The organism is Paramagnetospirillum sp. (genome assembly GCF_058402745.1).
In genome coordinates this window covers 238,396-258,675 of the sequence record NZ_JBZVFI010000003.1, presented here as the reverse complement: position 1 = coordinate 258,675, position 20,280 = coordinate 238,396, and the positions used below count along the sequence as shown (strand labels likewise).

General features: G+C 67.9%; 18 protein-coding genes. 9 read left to right on the top strand and 9 right to left on the bottom strand.

From position 1 onward, the window contains the following. The first annotated feature begins 35 nt into the window (after positions 1 to 35). The 6 genes from ACV4UZ_RS02170 to ACV4UZ_RS02145 all read left to right on the top strand — a co-directional run bounded on the left by ACV4UZ_RS02170 (position 36) and on the right by ACV4UZ_RS02145 (position 6,483). Positions 36 to 1,475, top strand: a complete 1,440-nt coding sequence (locus ACV4UZ_RS02170) for a sigma-54-dependent transcriptional regulator (protein ID WP_491599300.1) — start codon at positions 36 to 38, stop codon at positions 1,473 to 1,475. Then, positions 1,475 to 2,806 (top strand): sensor histidine kinase, encoded by a 1,332-nt coding sequence (locus ACV4UZ_RS02165; protein ID WP_491599299.1) that lies wholly within the window; start codon positions 1,475 to 1,477, stop codon positions 2,804 to 2,806. The genes ACV4UZ_RS02170 and ACV4UZ_RS02165 overlap by 1 nt, the downstream gene beginning before the upstream one ends. A 17-nt stretch (positions 2,807 to 2,823) precedes the next feature. After that, on the top strand, positions 2,824 to 3,951 hold the full coding sequence (locus tag ACV4UZ_RS02160) for an SGNH/GDSL hydrolase family protein (protein WP_491599298.1): 1,128 nt from the start codon (positions 2,824 to 2,826) through the stop codon (positions 3,949 to 3,951). A gap of 35 nt (positions 3,952 to 3,986) precedes the next feature. After that, on the top strand, positions 3,987 to 4,841 hold the full coding sequence (locus tag ACV4UZ_RS02155; protein ID WP_491599297.1) for a ChbG/HpnK family deacetylase: 855 nt from the start codon (positions 3,987 to 3,989) through the stop codon (positions 4,839 to 4,841). A gap of 100 nt (positions 4,842 to 4,941) precedes the next feature. After that, complete coding sequence (locus ACV4UZ_RS02150; protein WP_491599296.1) at positions 4,942 to 6,102, top strand: MFS transporter; 1,161 nt, start codon at positions 4,942 to 4,944, stop codon at positions 6,100 to 6,102. 69 nt (positions 6,103 to 6,171) lie between these two features. Beyond that, on the top strand, positions 6,172 to 6,483 hold the full coding sequence (locus tag ACV4UZ_RS02145; protein ID WP_491599295.1) for an acyltransferase: 312 nt from the start codon (positions 6,172 to 6,174) through the stop codon (positions 6,481 to 6,483). Here the strand turns inward: ACV4UZ_RS02145 and chrA are convergent. Both chrA and ACV4UZ_RS02135 read right to left on the bottom strand, forming a co-directional pair. Continuing rightward, a complete protein-coding gene (gene chrA / locus ACV4UZ_RS02140) occupies positions 6,466 to 7,824 on the bottom strand; it encodes a chromate efflux transporter (protein WP_491599294.1) in 1,359 nt (452 codons plus the stop codon). The two genes, ACV4UZ_RS02145 and chrA, sit on opposite strands and share 18 nt — an antisense overlap. After that, a complete protein-coding gene (locus tag ACV4UZ_RS02135) occupies positions 7,805 to 10,300 on the bottom strand; it encodes an EAL domain-containing protein (protein WP_491599293.1) in 2,496 nt (831 codons plus the stop codon). Before ACV4UZ_RS02135 ends, chrA begins: the two co-directional genes overlap by 20 nt. A gap of 191 nt (positions 10,301 to 10,491) precedes the next feature. Between ACV4UZ_RS02135 and ACV4UZ_RS02130 the strand changes: the two genes are divergently transcribed. Continuing rightward, the gene (locus ACV4UZ_RS02130; protein WP_491599292.1) at positions 10,492 to 11,076 is read left to right on the top strand and encodes a DUF2478 domain-containing protein; all 585 of its coding nucleotides are present in this window, start codon (positions 10,492 to 10,494) and stop codon (positions 11,074 to 11,076) included. On the opposite strand, the gene ACV4UZ_RS02125 is transcribed toward ACV4UZ_RS02130, so the two are convergent. Both ACV4UZ_RS02125 and ACV4UZ_RS02120 read right to left on the bottom strand, forming a co-directional pair. Then, complete coding sequence (locus ACV4UZ_RS02125; protein WP_491599291.1) at positions 11,073 to 12,476, bottom strand: homospermidine synthase; 1,404 nt, start codon at positions 12,474 to 12,476, stop codon at positions 11,073 to 11,075. The genes ACV4UZ_RS02130 and ACV4UZ_RS02125 overlap by 4 nt on opposite strands. 356 nt (positions 12,477 to 12,832) lie before the next feature. Further along, positions 12,833 to 13,720 (bottom strand): LysR family transcriptional regulator, encoded by an 888-nt coding sequence (locus ACV4UZ_RS02120; protein ID WP_491599290.1) that lies wholly within the window; start codon positions 13,718 to 13,720, stop codon positions 12,833 to 12,835. Positions 13,721 to 14,034: 314 nt separating this feature from the next. Here ACV4UZ_RS02120 and ACV4UZ_RS02115 point away from each other — a divergent pair, with 314 nt between their 5' ends. Both ACV4UZ_RS02115 and ACV4UZ_RS02110 read left to right on the top strand, forming a co-directional pair. After that, positions 14,035 to 15,063 (top strand): IS110 family RNA-guided transposase, encoded by a 1,029-nt coding sequence (locus ACV4UZ_RS02115; protein ID WP_491599289.1) that lies wholly within the window; start codon positions 14,035 to 14,037, stop codon positions 15,061 to 15,063. 270 nt (positions 15,064 to 15,333) lie between these two features. Beyond that, positions 15,334 to 16,500 (top strand): YbfB/YjiJ family MFS transporter, encoded by a 1,167-nt coding sequence (locus tag ACV4UZ_RS02110; RefSeq protein WP_491599288.1) that lies wholly within the window; start codon positions 15,334 to 15,336, stop codon positions 16,498 to 16,500. On the opposite strand, the gene ACV4UZ_RS02105 is transcribed toward ACV4UZ_RS02110, so the two are convergent. The 5 genes from ACV4UZ_RS02105 to ACV4UZ_RS02085 all read right to left on the bottom strand — a co-directional run bounded on the left by ACV4UZ_RS02105 (position 16,469) and on the right by ACV4UZ_RS02085 (position 20,219). Further along, a complete protein-coding gene (locus ACV4UZ_RS02105; protein ID WP_491599287.1) occupies positions 16,469 to 16,717 on the bottom strand; it encodes a GIY-YIG nuclease family protein in 249 nt (82 codons plus the stop codon). The two genes, ACV4UZ_RS02110 and ACV4UZ_RS02105, sit on opposite strands and share 32 nt — an antisense overlap. 10 nt (positions 16,718 to 16,727) lie before the next feature. Further along, positions 16,728 to 17,360 carry a LysE family translocator gene (locus ACV4UZ_RS02100; protein WP_491599286.1) on the bottom strand — a complete coding sequence of 211 codons (633 nt, stop codon included), beginning with the start codon at positions 17,358 to 17,360 and terminating at the stop codon, positions 16,728 to 16,730. Positions 17,361 to 17,495: 135 nt separating this feature from the next. Then, positions 17,496 to 19,151: an AMP-binding protein gene (locus tag ACV4UZ_RS02095; protein ID WP_491599285.1), complete on the bottom strand. Its 1,656-nt coding sequence runs from the start codon at positions 19,149 to 19,151 to the stop codon at positions 17,496 to 17,498. Positions 19,152 to 19,306: 155 nt separating this feature from the next. Beyond that, positions 19,307 to 20,017: a DNA repair protein RecO gene (gene recO / locus ACV4UZ_RS02090; protein WP_491599284.1), complete on the bottom strand. Its 711-nt coding sequence runs from the start codon at positions 20,015 to 20,017 to the stop codon at positions 19,307 to 19,309. Further along, positions 20,004 to 20,219, bottom strand: a complete 216-nt coding sequence (locus ACV4UZ_RS02085; protein WP_491599283.1) for a hypothetical protein — start codon at positions 20,217 to 20,219, stop codon at positions 20,004 to 20,006. The genes recO and ACV4UZ_RS02085 overlap by 14 nt, the downstream gene beginning before the upstream one ends. Positions 20,220 to 20,280 lie beyond the last annotated feature (61 nt).

The window sequence follows — 20,280 nt, the reverse complement described above, 5'->3', positions numbered from 1 at the left end:
CCGCCCCGCCGAACGCCACAGGAGCCCGCCCGGACATGACTTCGCTGCCGATCATCCTGGTGGTGGACGACGAGAAGCAGTCCCAGGAGGCGCTGCGCCGGGTGCTGTCCGACGAATTCCAGGTGCTGACCGCCTCCACCGCCGAGGAGGCGGAGGGATTGCTGGAGCAGGAAATGGTCCACGCCATCCTGTGCGACCAGCGCATGCCGGGAATCCAGGGGGTGGAATTCCTCAAGACGGTACGCGACCGCTGGCCCGATCCGGTGCGCATGATCATCTCGGGCTATTCCGAGGCCGAGGACATCATCGCCGGCGTCAACGAGGCCGGCATCTACCAGTACATCACCAAGCCCTGGGAACCGGACGAACTGGTCGAGACCCTGCACGGGGCGCTCCGGCTCTACGATCTCCAGCGCGAAAGCGCCCAGGCCAGCCTGGACCTCAAGGTCCCCCAGGCGGCGCTGCGGAAATCCATCGCCCGAAAGACCGGCACGCTCAAGCGCCAGCATCATTTCGACGGCATCATCCATGCCCCCGATTCGCCGCTGGCCCAGGTCATCGAGATGGCGCGCAAGGTGTCGTCCTTCGACATCTCGGTGCTGATCACCGGCGAGTCCGGCACCGGCAAGGAATTGCTGGCCCGCGCCATCCACTACAATTCCCCACGCGGCAACAAGCCCTTCGTGGTGGAGAATTGCGGCGCGCTGCCCGACCAGCTGCTGGAATCCGAGCTGTTCGGCTGCAAGAAGGGCGCCTTCACCGGCGCCTACGAGGACCGCATCGGCCTGTTCGAGCAGGCCTCGGGCGGCACCATCTTCCTGGACGAGATCGGCGAGACCTCGCCCGCCTTCCAGGTCAAGCTGCTGCGCGTGCTGCAGGAAGGCGAGATCCGCCCGCTGGGGGCGCGCCTCACCCGCAAGGTGGACGTGCGCGTCATCGCCGCCACCAACCGCAATCTGGAGGAGGAAGTGCGCGGCGGCCACTTCCGCCGCGACCTGTTCTACCGCCTGGCCGCCTTCCCCATCCACCTGCCCCCCTTGCGCGAACGCCCCATGGACGTGCCGCTGCTGGCGGAACGGCTGCTGGGCGACACCGCCAAGGGCTTCGGGCGGCCCAACCTGCGCTTCGGCATGGACGCCATGGCCCAGATGCGGGGCTACGACTGGCCGGGCAACGTGCGCGAGCTGCAGAACGAGATCCAGCGCATGGTCGCCCTGGCCGAGGGCGGCGTGATGGGACCGGACCTGCTCAGCCCCCGTCTGCGGGCCCGGGTCTGCCCCGCCGGCCGCGCCCTGGCCGATCATGGCGAGCCCGGCTCGCTCAAGGAGCAGGTGGAGGCGCTGGAATCCCGCCTGCTGGCCGAATCCCTGAGCCGGCACCGCTGGAACATCACCCGGGTGGCCGAGGAGACCGGCCTGTCCCGCGTCGGACTGCGTGCCAAGCTGCGGCGCTACGGCCTGGAACGGGAGGGGTGATGGTCAATTACAGCGACCCCCGCCCCTCCTCGGCCTACGACTTCGCCGGCGGCTACGATCCCGACATGGCCGCCGCCCAGGAAACCGCCTGGATCGAGGTCATCCGCAAGATGGAGGAGGTCTATTCCGACCTCATCTCCTACGAGGTGGAGCTGGAGGAGAAGAACACCGCCCTGGAGGAGGCCCAGCGCTTCATCAATTCGGTGCTGTCGGCGGTCTCCGACATCCTGATCGTCTGCGATCAGTCGGGGCGCATCCAGCAGGTCAACCTCGCCTTCATCCAGCTGACCGGCCTTGCCGAGGTGGACCTCTACGAACGTCCCCTGGACGAGTTGCTGGCCGAGGGCACCGGCAACCTGCGCCTGTTCAGCTGGATCGATTCGGTGGAAAGCCGCGACCGCGAGGTGCGCTTCCGCTCGGCCGATGGCGGGCTGACCGATCCGGTGGCGCTTTCTTGCGCCACCCGCCTCGACCATCGCGGCCTGCCGGCCGGCATCGTGCTCACCGGGCGTCCGGTGGGCGAGTTGCGCCGCGCCTACGAGGCCCTGAAGACCGCCCAGGCCCAGCTGATCCAGCAGGAAAAGATGGCGTCGCTGGGCCGCCTGATCGCCGGGGTGGCGCACGAGCTGAACAACCCCATCAGCTTCGTCTACGGCAACGTCCACGCCCTGTCCAAGTACTCGGCCCGCATTTCATCGTATCTGGACGCCATCCATGGCGGCTGCGACGAGGCGGAGCGGGAGAAGCTGCGGGCCAGCTTGCGCATCGACGCCACCCTGGCCGATCTGCCCGGCCTGATGGAGGGCACCGCCGAGGGCGCCCAGCGGGTGGCCGACATCGTGCGCAGCCTGAAGCGCCTGTCGTTCTCGGCCGGGGCCAAGCCGGAAGTCTTCGATCTGGGCGAGGTGGTGGCCAAGGCGGTGCAGTGGTCGGCCTCGGGCAAGAAGGGGGTGGCCGCCGTCGATCTCGATCTGCCGGAATGCCTGAACGTCCGGGGCAATCCCGGCCAGTTGCACCAGGTCATCGTCAATCTGATCGAGAACGCCCAGGACGCGGTCGCCAGCCGCCCGGACGGACGCATCCGGGTGACGGCCAAGGCCGAAGCCGGCGGCGTCACCCTGGTCATCGAGGACAACGGCCCCGGCATCCCCCCCGACATCGCCACCAAGGTGTTCGACCCCTTCTTCACCACCAAGCCGGTGGGCAAGGGAACGGGCTTGGGTTTATGGATTTCTTACGGCATCATCCGCGACCACGGCGGAACGCTGGACGCCGGCACCTCGGCCCTGGGCGGCGCCCGCTTCACCATCGGCCTGCCCGCCGCCGAATAGAACACAGGAGTCAGGGATTGCCCCCAAGGCGTCGGAACAGAACTGGCGGAGCCCTCACCAACGCCCTGCTCCTTTTCACCTCGGTCGTGCTGTTCCTCGGATTGGCCGAGGCCGCCGCCTGGATGGTCAGCCCGCCGCCCAAGCCCGGCCTGCCCAAGGGCATGTTCGACGTGGCGCCGGACGGCTACTGGCGCATGAGTCCAGGCTTCCAGGGCATCATGGACAACCGCGTCGATTTCACCAACGCGCTCGCCACCGCCGATTCGGAGGGCCGGCGCATCGTGCCCGCCGCCCCGAAATCGGCGGAACGCCGCCTGCTGGTCCTGGGCGACAGCCAGGCCTTCGGCCACGGACTGTCCGATGCCGAGTCCTGGCCCAACCGGCTGCAGGAGGAGCTGAATCGCCGGGCTATGGACGTGGCGGTGAGCAATCTCGCCGTGCCGGCCATCAACATCGACCAGTATCTGGTCCGGATGCGGGTGATGGCCCCCACTCTGACCCCGAACGACACCGTGCTGGTGGCGCTGAGCTGGAACGACGTCATCACGCCGCCTTCGGCCCAGGCTTCCAACCGCATCGTCGAAGGCTATCTGGTCAGCGGCGCGGCGGGCGGCGACGAATCCGGCGCCAAGGCGCGGGTAAGGTTCTACGACTTCACCGGCGTGCTGGTTCCCCAGTTCCAGGACGTCAAGAGCTTCCTCGACGCCCTCAGCCAGTCCTCGGCCCTGGTCGGGGCGCTCTACCCCAGGGCCAAGGCGATTTATTACCGCCTCCGTTCCCACTCTCCGGTCACCGATCTGGTCGCCGCCGGCGTGCCCGAGGCCAATTTCCTGATGATCCGCCAGATGTCGGATATCGCCGCGGCGCGGGGTAGCCGCTTCGTGGTGCTGCTGCTGCCCGAACGCATGTTCTTCGAGGACGAGGCCTTCGCAATCTATTCCGCCCGGGGACGCGACTTCCCCACCGCCGACTACCAGAACGCCCTGATCAGCCCACATTGCCGCGAATGGGCCATCACCTGCCTCAACGCCTTTCCCCTGCTGCACGACCATCACCGCGAAAGGCTGGTCTTCCCGGTGGACGGCCACTACAACGCCCGGGGCGCGGCGCTGATCGGAGGATGGCTGGCCGGCGAGCTGTACTGATTGCGCGCCGCCGCCGGCCTCTCTATCCTGCCGCCATGCCACGCGATAAAGCCGCCATCACCCTTTGCGCCGACGATTACGGGCTGGCCCCGGGCCTCGGCGTCGCCATCCGCGCCCTGATCGAACAGGGACGCCTGCAGGCCACCGGCTGCATGACCGGGTCGGCCTTCTGGCCCGACGAGGCCAGGCTGCTCAAGCCGCTGGACGGTCGCGCAGGGTTCGGCGTCCACCTCACGCTCACCGACCACCGGCCGCTGGGCGAAATGCCGTCCCTGGCCCCCGACGGGCGGCTGCCCCCCATCGGCGCCATGGTCAAGCGCGCCGTCGCCCGCCGCCTGGACCGGGCCGAGATCGCCGCCGAGCTGGAGCGGCAGGTGGACGCCTTCGAGGCCCATATGGGCCGCCCGCCCGATTTCCTCGACGGCCATCACCACGTGCACCAGCTGCCCGTCGTCCGCGACGTGGTGGTGGATCTGTGGCGCCGCCGCCTGAAGCCCCGGGGCGGCTGGGTGCGGTCGTGCTGGGAAAGCCCGCTGGCCATCGCCCGGCGGGGCATCGATCCCGTCCGCGCCACCATCATCGCCCTGCTGGGCATCGGCCTGCGGCGACGGATGCGGGCCGAGGGCATTCCGCACAACCACGGCTTCCGGGGCGTCTACGACTTCTCCGGCAAGGTTCCCTATGCCGAGCTGTTCCGCGTCTTCACCGACAGGCCGGGGCCGGGAACCCTGGTGATGTGCCATCCCGGCCTGGTGGACGAGGCCTTGCGCGCCTGCGAGTGGCTGACCGACCAGCGCGAGGTGGAGTGGCGCTTCCTGGAATCCGACGCCTGCGCCCTGTCGCTGGCCGATCGCGGCATCACCCTGGCGGCCCGGCCGGACCGTCGATGATGCCGACGGCGGGAATGCGGCCGGGACGGCCGCGCTCCAGGACATGCCGCCCATTTCGGAGCGCGGGCTTCCCGCCCGCGCGGCCGGGCGGAACCAAGGCATGAGCCCCTCCTCCGCCAGCCTGCGGCTGGGAGCCTATTACGCCGCCCTGTTCGTGGCGGTCGGCATCCACATCCCGTTCTGGCCCCTGTGGCTGCAGGACCGGGGCCTGTCGGCCTCGGAGATCGGCTGGGTGGCCGCCGCCGGCTATCTGACCCGCATCCTGGCCAGCCCGGTGATCGGCCATCTGGCCGACCACGGCGGCGAGCGCCGGCGGCTGATGATCCGTCTGGCGGTGGCCGCCGGGCTGATCTGGCTGCTGTTCCCCCTGATGGACGGCTTCTGGCCCATCCTGATCCTCAGCGTGATCGCCATCTTCCCCTTCACCGGGCTGGTGCCCCTGGGCGATACCCTGGCCATGATGGTGGTGGGCCGCCATAACCTGGATTACGGCCGCGCCCGGCTGTGGGGGTCGCTGGCCTTCATCGCCGCCGCCACCCTGCTGGGCAAGGCGCTGGAATCCTGGCCGGTGGCGGTGCTGCCCTGGCTGATGAGCGCCGCGCTGCTGCTGACCGCCGCCTCGTGCCTCGGCCTGCCCGACCTCAAGGTGCCCCGCCACGAGGGCAGGCCGCCCTCGCTGCGTCCGGTCCTGCTCAATCCGCTGTTCCTGCTGTTCCTGGGGACGGCGGCGCTCAACCAGATGGCCCACACCGTCTATTACGCCTTCGCCACCATCCACTGGAAGGCGGCGGGCCTGTCGGACATGGCCATCGGCCTGTTGTGGTCGGAAGGGGTGGTGGCCGAAATCGTCCTGTTCGCCGTCAGCAACAAGGTGGTGGCCCGCTGCGGCCCCGCCGCCCTGCTGCTGTTCGCGGCCTTGGGAGGCGTCGCGCGCTGGCTGGTGCTGGGGTCCACCGCCTCGCTGGCGCCGGTGGCCCTGGCCCAGCTGCTGCACGCCGCCACCTTCGGCTGCGCCCATCTGGGCGCCATCCACTTCATCGCCCGCGCCGTGCCTCAGGGACTGGCGGCCCGCACCCAGGGCATCTTCGTCGCCATCGCCGTGGGGCTGGCGCCCGGCCTGATCACGCCGTTCAGCGGCCGGCTCTATGAAAGCCTGGGCGGCGGCTCGTATCTGGTCATGGCCGCGCTTTCCGCCCTGTCGGCCCTGCTGGCCTGGGGCCTGATGCGGCGCTGGAGACCGGCGCAACAGATCATCGCCTGAAACGCTTTCCTCGCGGGGAACCCCTGCTGTAGGATCGAGGCGGGGAAGTTCAGTGGCGAGTCATTGGGGATGAGCGGAAAAGACAAAACGGTCGCGCAGATGTCGCGATCCGAGCTGATGGATTTGCTGAAGCGTTTCGCCGGCCTGCCGCCGCCTTCGGGTTACGACCAGGACGACTGGGACGACTGGCTGGTGGCGTCCGTGCTGCAGCGCTGCCGCCGCGATGCCGGCGATGACGACGCCGGCGCCGCCAACGCCATCAGGATGCTGGCGCCGCTCAAGTTCTTTCCCCAGCTCCTGCCCCATCTGGAAGACCAGCTGGGCCGCGGCCTGACCGCCGAGGAACTGGAACCCGCCGTCGCCCTACGGAAGAAGAAATAGCTTCCACACGATCCCCGACAGCCCGGCGGCCAGCAGGGTCGGCATCATGCCGATGCCCAGGCGAAGCATGGCGATGGCGGCGGCCAGGGCGAGACCCAGGGCCGCCGGGTCCAGGCTGGCCGGGTCAGGGGCGAACAGGCGCAACGGCCCCACCCGCCGCTCCTCCACCACGCCGAACAGCACGTGCAGGGCGAACCACAGGCCGAGATTGAAGATCACCCCCACCACGGCGGCGGTGATGGCCGCCAGGGCCCCGGACAGCGCCTGATAGCCGCGCAGGACCTCCACATAGGGGGCGCCGCCCAGAATCCACAGGAAGCAGGGCATGAAGGTGACCCAGACGGTCAGCGTCGCGCCCAGGACTCCCCCCAGCCAGGGATCGAGGCCGCCGGGATTGCGGAATCCGGCCAGGAAGCCGACGAACTGGTTGACCAGGATCAGCGGCCCCGGCGTGGTCTCGGCCAGACCCAGACCATCCAGCATCTCGGGCGCCGCCAGCCAGCCATGCACCTCCACCGCCTGCTGCGCCACATAGGCCAGCACGGCATAGGCGCCGCCGAAGGTCACCACCGCCATCTTGGAAAAGAACAGGCCGATGGCGCCGAAGGCGCCGCCGCCCCAGGCCATGGCCGCCGCCACCGGGGCCAGCCACAGGATCAGGCAGACCGCCGCCGTCAGGATGGCGCGGCGCCGGTCGGGAAGCGTGTGCCGGGCTCCCTGGTCGATGGCCCGGTCGGCGGCGCCCTGTGGCCCGGCCGGGGCGCCGGCCGGCAGGAACGCCGGCCGCCCCGCCCTGGCCGCCATGAAGCCCCACGCTCCCGCCGCCAGCACGATCAGCGGAAACGGCAGATCCCCCAGGAAGATCCCCAGAAAGGCAACCACCGCGATGGCGATCTTCTCGGCCGAGCGGAGCGCCCGGCGGCCGATGCGCAGCACCGCCTCGATCACCACCGCCAGCACCGCCGGCTTGATGCCGTAGAACAGCCCCTCGACCAGGGGCACCTGATGGAAACCGGCATACAGCGCCGCAAGCCCCATCATCACCAGGAAGCCGGGCAGCACGAACAGGGTGCCGGCCACCACGCCGCCGAGCGTCCGGTGCAGCAGCCAGCCGATATAGGTGGCCAGTTGCTGGGCCTCGGGTCCCGGCAGCAGCATGCAGAAGTTCAGGGCATGAAGAAAGCGGGCCTCGCCCACCCACTTCTTCTCCTCCACCAGGATGCGATGCATGGTGGCGATCTGTCCGGCGGGGCCGCCGAAGCTGAGCAGGCCGACCCGCAGCCAGACCCCCAGTGCCTCGGCGAACCGGGGATGAGGGATGTCAGCCTGAGAGGGCGGCATGGCTGGCGGGCGCTCCGGTCATGAAGATTTCCGCCAGTTCGGCGCTCATGGGTTTGGCGATGTAATAGCCCTGGATCTCGTCGCATTCCTGGGCCGCGAGTATGGACATCTGCTCCATGTCCTCGATGCCTTCCGCCACCACCTTCAACCCCAGGGAATGGGCGATGCCGATGATGGAGGACACCAGCATCATGTCGCGGGAATCCCGGGCGATGTCGCGCACGAACGAACGGTCGATCTTCAAGGTGTTGACCGGCAGGCGCTTCAGATAGCTGAGCGAGGAATAGCCGGTGCCGAAATCGTCGATGGCCAGCCGGACGCCCAAGGCGCGCAGCCGCTGCATCACCTCGCGCTGGTCCACCGCCAGATCGATGACGAAACTTTCGGTGATCTCCAGTTCCAGATGATCGGCGGGAAAGCCGGTCTCGGTCAGCACCCGGCTGACCTGATCGGGAAGATCGTCAACCGAGAAGTTGACGCCGGACAGGTTGACGGCCATGGTCACGTCATGCCCCCGGTCCAGCCAGATCCGGCCCTGGCGGCAGGCCTGGCGCATCACCAGCAGGTCGATACGGTCGACCAGGTGCATTTCCTCGGCCAGGGGGATGAAATCCAGCGGCGGAATCATCCCCAGCTGGGGATGCTCCCAGCGGACCAGGGCCTCGAAGCCGGACACCCGGTTGGCGGCAAGGGATTTCTTCGGCTGGTAGTGAACGTGGAACTGCCCCTCGTCCACCGCCTGGCGGAGCGCCATTTCCAGTTGGAGACGATGCTCCTCGCGCCGGGTCATCTCGGCCGAATAGAAGTTGAAGCGCCCCTTGCCCGCCGCCTTGGCCTGATACATGGCGGTGTCGGCATGCTTCAGCAGTTCCTCGCCGCTCTGGCCGTCGGTGGGGAACAGGCTGATGCCGATGCTGGTTCCGATGAACACCTCGCGGCCCTCGATGGAGATGGGCAGCCGCAAGGCGGCCAGAATCTTGTCGGCGACCAGGGCGGCGTCGCCGGACGAGGAAATCTCGTCCAGAATCACGGTGAATTCGTCGCCACCCAGCCGCGAGATGGTATCGGTCATGCGCACGCAGCCGCGCAGCCGGACGGCCACCTCCTTCAGCAGTTCGTCACCGGCCCGGTGCCCCATGGTGTCGTTGACCTTCTTGAAGCCGTCGAGGTCGAGGAACAGCAGCGCCGCCTGCCGGTCATGGCGGAGCGCGTGAACCACGGCGCGCTCCAGCCGGTCCTGGAACAGCACCCGGTTGGGAAGGTCGGTCAGAACGTCGTAATGGGCGAGGCGCAGGATGTGGCGCTGGGCCTCCACCTGCTCGGTGATGTCGCTGAAACTGCCGATGAAGTAACGGATGGCGCCGGCCTCGTCGTAAACCGCGACGATGCTTTCCCAGGCGACGAAGACCTGACCGTCCTTGCGCCGGTTCCAGATCTCGCCCTGCCAGCGGCCGTCGCGGTAGATGGCCTGCCACATCTCCTTGTAGAAATCGGCATCGTGATGATCGGAGCGGATGATGCGGGGATTGCCGCCGATCACCTCGGCCTCGCCATAGCCGGTCAGTTCGGTGAACATGGGGTTGATCCGCAGGATCCGCCCCCGGGGATCGGTGATGATGGTCGCTTCCAGGGCGTTGCGGAACACATGGGCCGCCAGACGGGTCTCCTCGTCGGCCAGGGCCTTTTCCCGCAACCGCCGGCCGGTGCGCCGCCCGATCAGGCCGATACCGGCCACCCCCACCAGCCAGAATCCGCCATGGGAGACCGCCAGGGCGCGGATGGCCTGATTCTCGACCTCGAGATAGGGCTCCATGGGAACCGAGACCCCCACGGCGCCCCGCACCGAGCCGTTGGGAAAGCCCAGGTGGCCGTGGCATTTCTGGCAGCTCTCCTCCATCACGAACGGCCTGATCAGCCGCAGATGGGGCTTGCCGTCCAGGGCCGAGACCTCCAGCTTCTCGTCGATCCGGCCGGCCGAGAACTGGCGGATAGCCTCGGCCTCCCAGGGATCGGCCTCGTTGTAGGGATTGAGGGTGACGATGCCGACGATGCGGCCCTTGATGCCGTAATCCTCGCCGTAATCGGCCATCATCTCGCGCAGCATGTAGGCCGGATTCATCAGGGTCAGCATCCGCCCGTCATTGGCGATGATGTCGCGGTCGGGAAGATGGGACATCCAGGGACTGGGGGGCGTCTTTTCCGACGGCTCGACGTACACGCCGCCATGGCCCGACGCCCAGCGCCGGTAGGCCAGATCCTTGTTGAAGGCGGATCGGGCGGTATTCAGGGCCAGTTCGAAGGTGGTGTCCTTCTGATGGCTGACGTTCCACCACAGCGACAGCCCCAGCAGCACGGTCCAAAGCACCACCGCGCCGGCGCCATAACGGATCACCAGATCGAAGATCCGCCGGCTTTCGGCCGCCGGAAGCGCCCCGATTCCATCGTCGGGGGTCTGGGCTGGCGCATCGGCGCGCATTCCGCCGCGTCCTCCTCGTCGTCTTTGCTGCCTGGCCACCATTGTTCAATGGCGCCCCGGCAATCACAAGGCTGAACGCAGTACAAAGCCTGAATTTTCTTGAATTCGGCCTATCCAGCAAGTGGGGTGTCGCGACCGCTCCCATTGTGATACATCTGATAGGAGAGACGATCGGAAGTCTGGGAAACCCCATGGCCGATGACCCTATCGCGACACCACTGAAAATCGGCGTCATCGTCAGACCGCCCGAAACCAGCGCGCCGGATTCCATGGAGGGCTTCGCCCGCATTCTCCAGGGGCAGGGCTTTCTGGTCCGGGGGCTGATCCAGCGCAATTCCGCCTCGCCCGGGGCTTGCGCCTGCGCCATGACCCTGGTGGACCTGGACAACGGCGAGGAATTCCGCATCAGCCAGAACCTGGGCAGCGGCGCCACCTGCTGCCGGGTCGACACCCAGGCGGTGGCCGAGGCCAGTTCCGTGCTGCGCCGGGCCATGGAGGCCGAAACCGACCTCTTGATCGTCAACAAGTTCGGCAAGCTGGAAGCTCAGGGCCGCGGCCTGATCGACGAAATCCTGGCCGCGGTCAGCCGGGGCATTCCCCTGCTGACCTCGGTGGAGACGCCGCTTCTCGAGCACTGGCGGGACTTCACCGGCGGCCTGGCGGAGGAACTGAGCCCGGGCTGCGGCGCCCTGATGCGCTGGTGGGACAATGTCCGGCCGCGCGGCGTGCCGCGCTCGTCACGGCTGTTGCGGGCCGCCCAGGAAGCCGACGCCTAAACCACCCGGACGTTCTTGAACTGCCAGGGGTCCGAGGTGTCCAGATCCTCGGCGAACAGCGCGGCCCGCCCGTCCAGCGGCGTCCAGTCGGTGTAGACCCCGACCACCGGGCCGAGATAGGGCCGGGCGATCTCCAGGATGCGCTGGAAATCGATCTCGTCGGGCTCGACCACGCCCCGCATGGGGTTCTCCAGCGCCCAGATCATGCCGGCCAGCACCGTGGCGGTGACCTGCAGGCTGGTGGCGCTGTTGTGGGGCGCCAGTTCGCGCGCCTCGGCAATGGACAGCTGCGAGCCGTACCAATAGGCGCCCTTGGCATGGCCGGCGATCAGCACGCCAAGCTCGTCGATGCCGCTGACCAGTTCCTTGACCATCAGGCGCTGCCTGGACTGCATGGTCCAGTTCTTGCCGGCCAGTTCGTGCAGCGACAGCACGGCGGCGTCGCAGGGATGGTAGGCGTAATGCACCGTCGGGCGATAGACCACCCGGTCTTCCGCCTTCACCGTGAAGTAATCGGCGATGGAGATGGATTCGTTGTGGGTGATGAGGAAGCCGTGGAAGGCGCCTTCCACCGGCGTCCAGGTGCGCACCTTCTGGCTGGCCCCCGGCTTCATCAGGTAGATGGCCGCGTCGCCGCCGAATTCATGGCGGCGGCCGTCGGCGGGCATCTCCTTCTCGTGGGTGCCCCAGCCCAGCTCGGCCGGCTGGCAGCCCTCGCCGACGAAGCCGTCGATGGACCAGGTGTTGACGAATTCGTCGGGCTGCTTGGGGGTCGAGCCCTGCTGGGTGTCGCGCTCGGCGATGTGGATGACCTTGACGCCGAGGCGCGCCGCCAGTTCGGCCCAGCCCCGGCGGTCCTTGGGAGCGTCGCCACCCAGGCCGGTGTCGGCGGCGATGTTCAAGAGCGCCTGCTTGACGAAATGGGAGACCAGGCCGGGATTGGCGCCGTGGGTGACCAGCGCCGTGGGCGCCGGGCCGTCGACCCTGAGGCGCAGCATCTCCTCGCGCAGCGCGTAATTGGTGCGCAAGCTGGGCGACAGGCTGGGATCGGTGTAGCCGCCGGCCCAGGGTTCGATGCAGGTGTCCTGATACAGCGCGCCGAGATCGCGGCACAGCTCGACCAGCGCGGTCGACGACACATCCACCGAAAGATTCAGCAGGAAGTCGCCCTTGCGCAGCATGGGAGTCAGACGGTCGCGGAAATCGTCCTTGGTCAGCGGCTTGTTGATGAATTGGATGCCGTATTCGGCGGCGACCTCGCGGCCGCGTTCGCAAGCGGTGATGATGGTGATTTGGGCCGGTTCGATCTCGATATGGCGCAGGATGAGGGGCAGAATGCCCTGGCCGATGCTGCCGCAGCCGATGATGACCAAACGGCCCCTGAAGACAATGGTGCGCATAGCGGTACTCCCCTTACCTCGGTTTGGCCCGGCCTTGAATCCGGGACCTGTTTCCATCAACAACGCTCCTGCCCACGGGCTCCGCCAGGAGCCCGCGTTCGACGACAACGGCGGCAAGCGACCGGACCCCCGGCCGCGATACCGCCGTCACATACTGGTACAGATTTCCGGGATGAAGCCCATCTTGTGGGTCACGAACATGTCCACCTCCCTTTCGGGCGCCGCCAAAGAACCCGGCGGCTCTTCCAAAAAGGACGCGTCCGACGTTGCATAACCGACGAGGGCCATAGGCACGTACGTGTGCGTCACTGTGGGCTATATACCCCCCCTGATACCGCGATGCAATACCCGATACCCTATTCCGCCGCCCGGGCCCGGGCCAGCCCGTCGCGGACGTGGCCGAGGAAGGCCGCCTGGGCGCTGGAGACGAAGGAATCCCGGCGCCGGATGAACACGGTCTCCACCATGGATTCGTCGGGCGGCAGGGTATGGACGCCCACCTCCCGGCCAGGCCATACCCGTTCCACCATGCGCCGGGGCAGCAGGGTGATGCCCATGCCGGCGGCGACGCAGCCGAAGATGGCCTCCAGCGTGCCGAATTCCAGCAGCCGCAGCCCCACCACGCCGCGCCGGGCCAGGACGTCCTCCAGCCGCTGGCGGTAGGAGCAGCCGGAACGCAGAACCACGATGCGCAAGCCCGCCAGTCCGGCCGACCAGTCCAACCGTCCGACGGCCGGCGCGGTCAGCACCACCAGTTCCTCGCGGAACACCGTCTCCTCCACCAGATCGGGATGATTGACCGGCCCGGCGACGAAAGCGCCTTCGAGGCGGCGCTCCAGCACCTGCTCGACGGATTCGCGGGTGGTGCCGCCCCGGATGGACAGGTCCACCCCCGGCCAGCGCTCGACGAAGGTGGTGAGCAGCGGCGCCAGGTGCATGGACAGCGTGGTTTCCAGCGATCCGATCACCAGATCGCCGGCGGGCTCGCCCGTGTCGCCCACCGCGCGGCGGGCATCCCGGAGCAGGCTGATCACCTGAAGCGCATAGGGCATCAGCCGCCGCCCCGCCGCCGTCAGGGTCACGCCCCGCGCATGGCGCTCGAACAACTCGGCGCCCAGTTGCTCCTCGAGCATGCGGATACGGGCGGTGACGTTGGACTGCACGGTGTTCAGCTCGGCCGCCGCGCGGCTCATGCCGCCCAGGCGGGCCACCGCCTCGAACACCCGAAGATCTCCGGCATCCATGACGCACCTCCATCTGGAAATGAGATGGATATTATCACATCAAATCGCTTCTGGTGAATGGGAAGGAGGCATAGGGTGGTGACGGTAGCGGTTCGTAGTTCCTTCCCGTCATGGCCGGGCACGACCCGGCCATCCACGCGGAACCGCAAAGGCGGCGGTATGGATGCCCGGATCAAGTCCGGGCATGACGACGGAGGAGAAGCCATGGAAAAGGTTGGGTCATTGGGCTCTCGCCCTCATCACCCGGTAGGGTGGTAAGAATTCTCGACGTGACGGCGATCTGATGCGGCGCCGACCAGCAGGGGAGAGAAGTGATGGACTATTTCGTCGGTTTGGATGTGTCGGTGCGGACGACGAGTGTGTGCGTGATGACCGAGACCGGAAGAATCGTTCAGGAAGGCAAGGTCGAAAGCGAACCCGAGGCGCTGATCCAGTTCCTTGATGTGCCCGGCAGGCGGTACATCCGTGTCGGCGTCGAGGCAGGCCCGCTTTGCCAATGGCTGTACGCGGGCTTGGCAAAGGCTGGCCTGCCGGTCATCTGCATCGAGACGCGGCATGCGCAGGCGGTGCTCAAGGCGCAGATCAACAAGACCGACCGCAACGACGCCCGCGGCATCGCACAGATGATGCGTGTCGGCCTTTATCGGCCCGTGCATGTGAAGACCCTGGCGAGCCAGCAGATCAGGACGTTGCTCAACGGTCGGCGCTTTCTCCAGGCGCGGATTCTGGACGTCGAGAACAGCATCCGGGGGCTGCTGCGTAATTTCGGCATGAAAGTCGGCGTCATTAGTCGTGCCCGTTACGACGCGCGGATCCGCGAGCTGATTGACGGCGACCCTACGCTGGCGGCGGTGATCGAACCCATGCTCATCGTCCGGCGCGTCACCCGTGAGCAATTCGCGGCTCTTCATCGGAAAATGTTGGAACTGGTCCGCGCCGATGAGGATTGCCGGTTGTTAATGAGCGCACCTGGGGTTGGGCCGGTGGTCGCGATGACCTACCGGGCAGCCATTGATGAGCCGGCCCGCTTCCAGCGTTCACGAGCCGTTGGTGCACATTTCGGCTTGGTTCCTCGAACGCACCAATCCGGCGAGATCGACCGCCGGGGCCGGATCAGCAAGAACGGCGATGAAACATTGCGATCGACGCTCTTCGAGGCGGCCTTGGTGCTGCTGCGCCCGAATTCGAAGCCATCAGCGCTCAAGGCATGGGGCCTGCGGATTGCCAAACGCCGAGGCATGGCCAGGGCGATGGTTGCCGTCGCACGCAAACTGGCGGTGATTCTTCACCGCATGTGGATCGATCGCACAGAGTTCTGCTGGAAGGCCGAAGCCACTGTCTGAGCTATTGCGTCCGTCGTAATTTAGGATCTGCCGCGAGGCGGAGCGAAGTCCCTCCGGGGACCGAGGGTCGGTGAGATCGAGGGCGGTTTGAAGCGCCAAATAGCGACTTCGCGAAAAAGCTTGAGCCACCACTCTTCGGACCTAACCATGAAGCGGCCAACGCGCCGACTTCGGAGAGAAGCCAGAGACCTGGCGGGACAATGCTCTCCAATAAGGCAGATGGAGACAAGAAGGTGCTTGACTCATGAACGCCCAATAGAGAAGCGCCCCATGCCCCATCCCGGCCCCTGGCGATCCACCGTCTCGGCCTTGTGCGCCAATCTGGTGGGAATCGGCCTGGCCCGCTTCGCCTATTCGCCGCTGATCCCCGCCCTGGTGGCGGAGGGGTGGTTCTCCGCCTCGGCGGCGGCCTATCTCGGGGCGGCCAATCTGGCCGGCTATCTGGCCGGCGCGCTGTCGGCCCGTTTCCTGGGACGGCGGATGGGACCGGCCCCGGCGCTGAAGGCCATGATGGCGGTCATCGCCCTCTCGTTCCTGCTCTGCGCCCATCCCTTGCCCTTCGCCTGGTTCTTCGTCTGGCGCTTCGCCTCCGGCTTCGCGGGCGGCGTGATCATGGTGCTGGCCGCCACCCTGGTGCTGCCCCATGTGCCGGAATCACGGCGCGGGCTGGCCGGCGGGCTGATCTTCGCCGGCGTGGGACTGGGCGCCGTCGCCTCGTCCCTCCTGCTGCCGCCCTTGCTGGCCCGGGGCATGGCCGTGACCTGGATCGTCCTCGGCCTCCTCTGCCTGGCCTTCACCCTGGTGGCGTGGCGTGGCTGGCCCGAGGATTCCGTGCCGCCCGCCGGCCATCGGGTTCCCCTGCCCCTTGATCCCCGCCTGCGCGCCCTGATGGGTGTCTACGCCCTGAACGCCTTCGGGCTGGTGCCGCACATGGTGTTCCTGGTGGATCTGGTGGCGCGCGGCCTGGGCCAGGGAATCGAGCGCGGCGCCGCCATCTGGCTGCTGTTCGGCCTGGGGGCGTCCGTGGGGCCGGTGGCGCTCGGCCGCCTCGGCGACCGCTTCGGCTTCGGCCGGGTATTGCGGGCGGCCCTGGTCACCCAGGCACTGGTGGTCGGCGTGGCCTCAACCACCAGTGAAGTTGGCTGGCTCGGCCTGTCGGCCTTCCTCATGGGCGGCTTCACCCCCGGCGTGGTGCCGGTGGTGCTCGGCCGCGTGCGGGAATTGCTGCCCGGCGATCATGGCGCCCAGCGCGCCGCCTGGAGCCGCACCACCGCCGCCTTCGCCCTGGGGCAGGCGGCGGGGGCCTACGGCCTCGCCTGGGTGTTCTCGGCCGGAGGCGGCTATGGCACGCTGTTCGCCCTGGGAGCCGCCGCCCTGGTCCTGGCCCTGGTGCTGGAACTGGCGGTCAGGCCCCGGAACGTTTCAGCGCCCGCTTGAAGGCGCGGTCGCGCTTGATGGCCGCCTCGCGCCTGAGCGCGTCGCCATGGGCCAGCGGCCCTTCCAGATGGACGAGGCGCCAGGGGCCGCGCCCCCGGGTGAACTTGGCCCCCTCGCCCGCGTTGTGGCGGGCAAGACGATCGACGGCGTCCAGCGCGATGCCGGTATAGGCCACACCGGCGCCGTTGAGCAGAACGTAAACGAACCAGTCCTTCATCGCCGGCCCTTTACCGATCAAGGATCAGCTTGGCGCCCAAGGCCACGAACACGCCGCCGGCCAGCCGGTCGAGCCACAGCCCGGCCTTGCCGTGGCGGCCCAGCCAGCCGCCCAGCGAGCCGGCGAACCAGCCGATGAGCCCGAACAGCAGGCAGGCCTGGAGGGTGAACAGCACGCCCAGCTGCGCCGTCTGCCAGCCCGCCCCGCCCTGGTCGGCATTCACGAACTGGGGCAGGAAGGCCAGGAAGAACAGGATCACCTTGGGATTGATGGCGTTGGCCACCAGACCGCGCCGGAACAGCACGCCCAGGGGCTCGTTGCCCGACACATTGCCGTCGATGCGCATGGCCCCGGAGGACCGCAGCGCCCCGATGCCCAGCCACACCAGATAGGCCCCGCCCGCCAGCTTGAGCCCCGTGAACAGCAGGGGCGAGGCGGCGATGGCGGCGCTGATCCCCAAGGCCGCCAGGGCGGTGTGGCTGAGACAGCCCAGCGCGCAGCCCAGGCCGAAGGCCATGCCCTGGCGGCGGCCGCGCGACAGCCCCAGCGACAGGATCATCAGATTGTCGGGACCCGGCGACAGCGTGACCAGCACGGCCGCCGCCAGGAAGCCCAGGATCTGGGAAGGATCGAGAATCTCCATACAGTTTCCCCTGTGTCTCCCCTCGGCTGTCACCCTGAGGCGAAGCCGAAGGGTCTTTCAGGCAGGCACGGCAACCGCTTCAGGTTGAAAGATCCTTCGCTACGCTCAGGATGACAGGCCCCCGCAAAGTCTGCCCTACAAATCCCTGAGGCGGAAGCGCTGGATCTTGCCGGTCTGGGTCTTGGGCAGGAACTCCACGAACCTGACGTCGCGCGGGTATTTGTAGGGGGCGATAGAGGCCTTGACGAAGTTCTGGATCTCCTCGGCCAGCACCTCGCCGGCCTGGGAGGGGTTCTCCAGCACGATGCAGGCCCGCACGATGGTGCCGCGCGTCTCGTCGGGCACGCCGACCACGGCGCATTCCGACACCTTGGGGTGTTCGAGGATGGCGCGCTCCACCTCCTGGGCCGAGATGTTGTAGCCCGACGACACGATCATGTCGTCCGAGCGGTCCACGTACCAGAACCAGCCGTCCCCGTCCTGCTCCATGATGTCGCCGGTGACGTTCCAGCCGTTCCTGACGAAGGCCGCCTGGCGGGCCTGGTCGTCGAGATAGCGGCAGCCGGTGGGGCCGCGCACCGCCAGACGCCCCTTGGAGCCCGGCGGCAGCGGATTGAAGTCGTCGTCCAGGATGCAGGCGGTGTAGCCGTCGGCGGGATAGCCGGTGGCGCCGGGCTTGGCCACGTCCGGCGACTGGCAGATGAAATGGGTCAGCATCTCGGTCATGCCGATGCCGTTGACCAGCTTCACCCCGGTGCGGTCCAGCCAGTCGTCGTAGAGCTTGGGCCGCAGATGCTCGCCGGCCGAGGACGCCTTTCTCAGCGACGAGATGTCGTATCTGTCCACCATCCCCAGCATGGCGTGGAAGGCGGTGGGCACGGCGTAAAGGCTGGTGGCGCGGTGGCGCTGGATACCGTCCAGGATCAGCTCGGGCGTCGGCTTGGGCACCAGAACGGCGGTGGCGCGGTAGCGCAGCGGGTACATCATGAACGCCGCCTTGCCGTAGGTGAAGGCGATGGAAGGCGAGCCGATGACGATCTCGTCGGGCTCCAGGGTATGGCGGCGGGGCCAGCAATCGCACGACGCCAGGATGTCGCGGTGAAAGTGCATGGCGCCCTTGGGATTGCCGGTGGTTCCCGAGGTGAAGGTGATCAGTGCCACATCGTCGGCCGCCGTGTCCACATTGGCGAAGCCGGCGGGCTTGGCTTCCGCCCGGCGATCGAGATCGGCGTCGGACTCCCTGCCCTCGCCCAGGGGCGTGAAATAGGCGACGTGGCGCAGCTCCGCCATCTTCCGGCGGGTCAGCTCCATCTCCTCGGCCAGGTCCAGCTCGCACAGCGCCACGTGGATACGGGCCTTCTCGACGATGAAGGAGAGCTCCTTGGCGCGCAGCAGCGGCATGGTGGTGACGCAGATTCCCCCCGCTTTCAGCACCGCCAGCCAGCAGGCCACCAGCATGGGCGTGTTGGCCGAGCGCAGCAGCACCCGATTGCCCGGCACCAGCCCGAAATCCTCGGTCAGCACCCGGGCGATGCGCTCGGCCCGGTCCAGCAGGTGGGCATAACTCCACGTCCCCTCGGCGTAATGGAACACCGGCTTGGCCCCGAACCCGGCGGCCACGGCGGTGTCGATCAGGGCGGCGGCGGCGTTGATGCGGTCGGGATAATGGGACAGATGCGGCGCCGAATAGTCGAACACCGGCCACAGGTCCGGCGGAGGCAGCAGCTCGCGGGCGAAGCGGTCCACATGGGCACTGGGCACGCCCCCGGGAGCACCACTGGACAAGCGCATAGAATCCTCCACCGACTGAATGTTCATTCAGGTGAATGATTATTCATTCAGTGGCGGAGGTCAAGGGGGATGCGATATCCGGGTAAGGATGCGGGCGGGACGCCCGCGCTCCATGGAAATGCCCTGATGTCGGAGCGCGGGCGTCCCGCCCGCATCTACCTCAGCTTGCCGATCAACCGTCCCCGCGCCGCCGGCAGTTCCCCATGGCGCGGGGCCAGGACATGGCGTTGCAGGAAGAAGCCGGTCATCTCCAACCCCTGGCGGATGGCGGCCGAATCCCCCTCCCCGCCTTCCACCAGGAAGGCCGGCAGGACGAACAGCTTGTCGCGGTAGGGCTCCCCCGCCGCCCTGGAGACGGCGCGTCCGGTCTTGGGGCTGACCCAGGCGAGGTCGTGAGTCTGCCCCGTGGCGGCGCAAGCCGTCAGGTCGAGGCCGAAGCCCAGGTCGCGCAGCAGCGCCAGCTCGAAATGGACGTAGACGCTGGGCCAGGACTCGGCCTCCAGGGCGTGCAGCAGGGCGGCCAGGGCGGCATGGCAGGCGGGATGGGGCTGGCGTTCGGGCAAAGCCGCCTCCACCAGTGCGCAGGCGGCGCCCAGGGCGGCGAGGCGCGCCCCGTCATCGAGAAAGGCGGCGGCATGGGCGTGCAGCAGTTCCAGCTTGTAATTGCCCAATTGCTCGGGCAGGCGGCCCGACCACGTAGCGCGCACCGTATTGCCGGGCTGCAGGATGGGGCGGTTGGTCTTGCCCTGGCCGCCATGGACCAGGCCGGCGTGGCGGCCATGGGCGCGGGTCAGCAGGGAGGCGACGGCGCCGGTCTCGCCATGGCGGCGCACCGCCAGGACGATGGCGTCGTCATCCCATTCCATTCCAGCTCCACACGAACAGGGCCACGCCGCCGGCGGCGAGGCCCAAGGCCAGGGCGGCCAGCAGCTTCTGGCGGGTCGAGATGGCGGGGACGTCCTCGTCCTCCAGGCTCCAGGCGCCCCGGGTGAAGCGGTGGACCAGCAGGCCCAGCAGCGCCAAGGCCCCCACCCACATCAGGGTAATGGCGATGGCGCGGGGGCTCATGCCACTCTCCGCCTGTCACCCTGAGCGCAGCGAAGGGTCTTTCAGACCATGGCGGCTGAAA

Excerpts from the sequence above, each read along its gene's own strand:
- ACV4UZ_RS02115 (WP_491599289.1), top strand. The coding sequence starts at position 14,035 with ATGGACTATTTCGTCGGTTTGGATGTGTCGGTGCGGACGACGAGTGTG.
- ACV4UZ_RS02105 (WP_491599287.1), bottom strand. The coding sequence starts at position 16,717 with ATGAAGGACTGGTTCGTTTACGTTCTGCTCAACGGCGCCGGTGTGGCC.
- ACV4UZ_RS02125 (WP_491599291.1), bottom strand. The coding sequence starts at position 12,476 with ATGCGCACCATTGTCTTCAGGGGCCGTTTGGTCATCATCGGCTGCGGC.
- ACV4UZ_RS02170 (WP_491599300.1), top strand. The coding sequence starts at position 36 with ATGACTTCGCTGCCGATCATCCTGGTGGTGGACGACGAGAAGCAGTCC.
- ACV4UZ_RS02100 (WP_491599286.1), bottom strand. The coding sequence starts at position 17,360 with ATGGAGATTCTCGATCCTTCCCAGATCCTGGGCTTCCTGGCGGCGGCC.
- ACV4UZ_RS02120 (WP_491599290.1), bottom strand. The coding sequence starts at position 13,720 with ATGGATGCCGGAGATCTTCGGGTGTTCGAGGCGGTGGCCCGCCTGGGC.
- ACV4UZ_RS02165 (WP_491599299.1), top strand. The coding sequence starts at position 1,475 with ATGGTCAATTACAGCGACCCCCGCCCCTCCTCGGCCTACGACTTCGCC.
- recO (WP_491599284.1), bottom strand. The coding sequence starts at position 20,017 with ATGGAATGGGATGACGACGCCATCGTCCTGGCGGTGCGCCGCCATGGC.
- ACV4UZ_RS02110 (WP_491599288.1), top strand. The coding sequence starts at position 15,334 with ATGCCCCATCCCGGCCCCTGGCGATCCACCGTCTCGGCCTTGTGCGCC.
- ACV4UZ_RS02155 (WP_491599297.1), top strand. The coding sequence starts at position 3,987 with ATGCCACGCGATAAAGCCGCCATCACCCTTTGCGCCGACGATTACGGG.
- ACV4UZ_RS02135 (WP_491599293.1), bottom strand. The coding sequence starts at position 10,300 with ATGCGCGCCGATGCGCCAGCCCAGACCCCCGACGATGGAATCGGGGCG.
- ACV4UZ_RS02130 (WP_491599292.1), top strand. The coding sequence starts at position 10,492 with ATGGCCGATGACCCTATCGCGACACCACTGAAAATCGGCGTCATCGTC.
- ACV4UZ_RS02085 (WP_491599283.1), bottom strand. The coding sequence starts at position 20,219 with ATGAGCCCCCGCGCCATCGCCATTACCCTGATGTGGGTGGGGGCCTTG.
- ACV4UZ_RS02150 (WP_491599296.1), top strand. The coding sequence starts at position 4,942 with ATGAGCCCCTCCTCCGCCAGCCTGCGGCTGGGAGCCTATTACGCCGCC.
- ACV4UZ_RS02145 (WP_491599295.1), top strand. The coding sequence starts at position 6,172 with ATGAGCGGAAAAGACAAAACGGTCGCGCAGATGTCGCGATCCGAGCTG.
- ACV4UZ_RS02095 (WP_491599285.1), bottom strand. The coding sequence starts at position 19,151 with ATGCGCTTGTCCAGTGGTGCTCCCGGGGGCGTGCCCAGTGCCCATGTG.
- chrA (WP_491599294.1), bottom strand. The coding sequence starts at position 7,824 with ATGCCGCCCTCTCAGGCTGACATCCCTCATCCCCGGTTCGCCGAGGCA.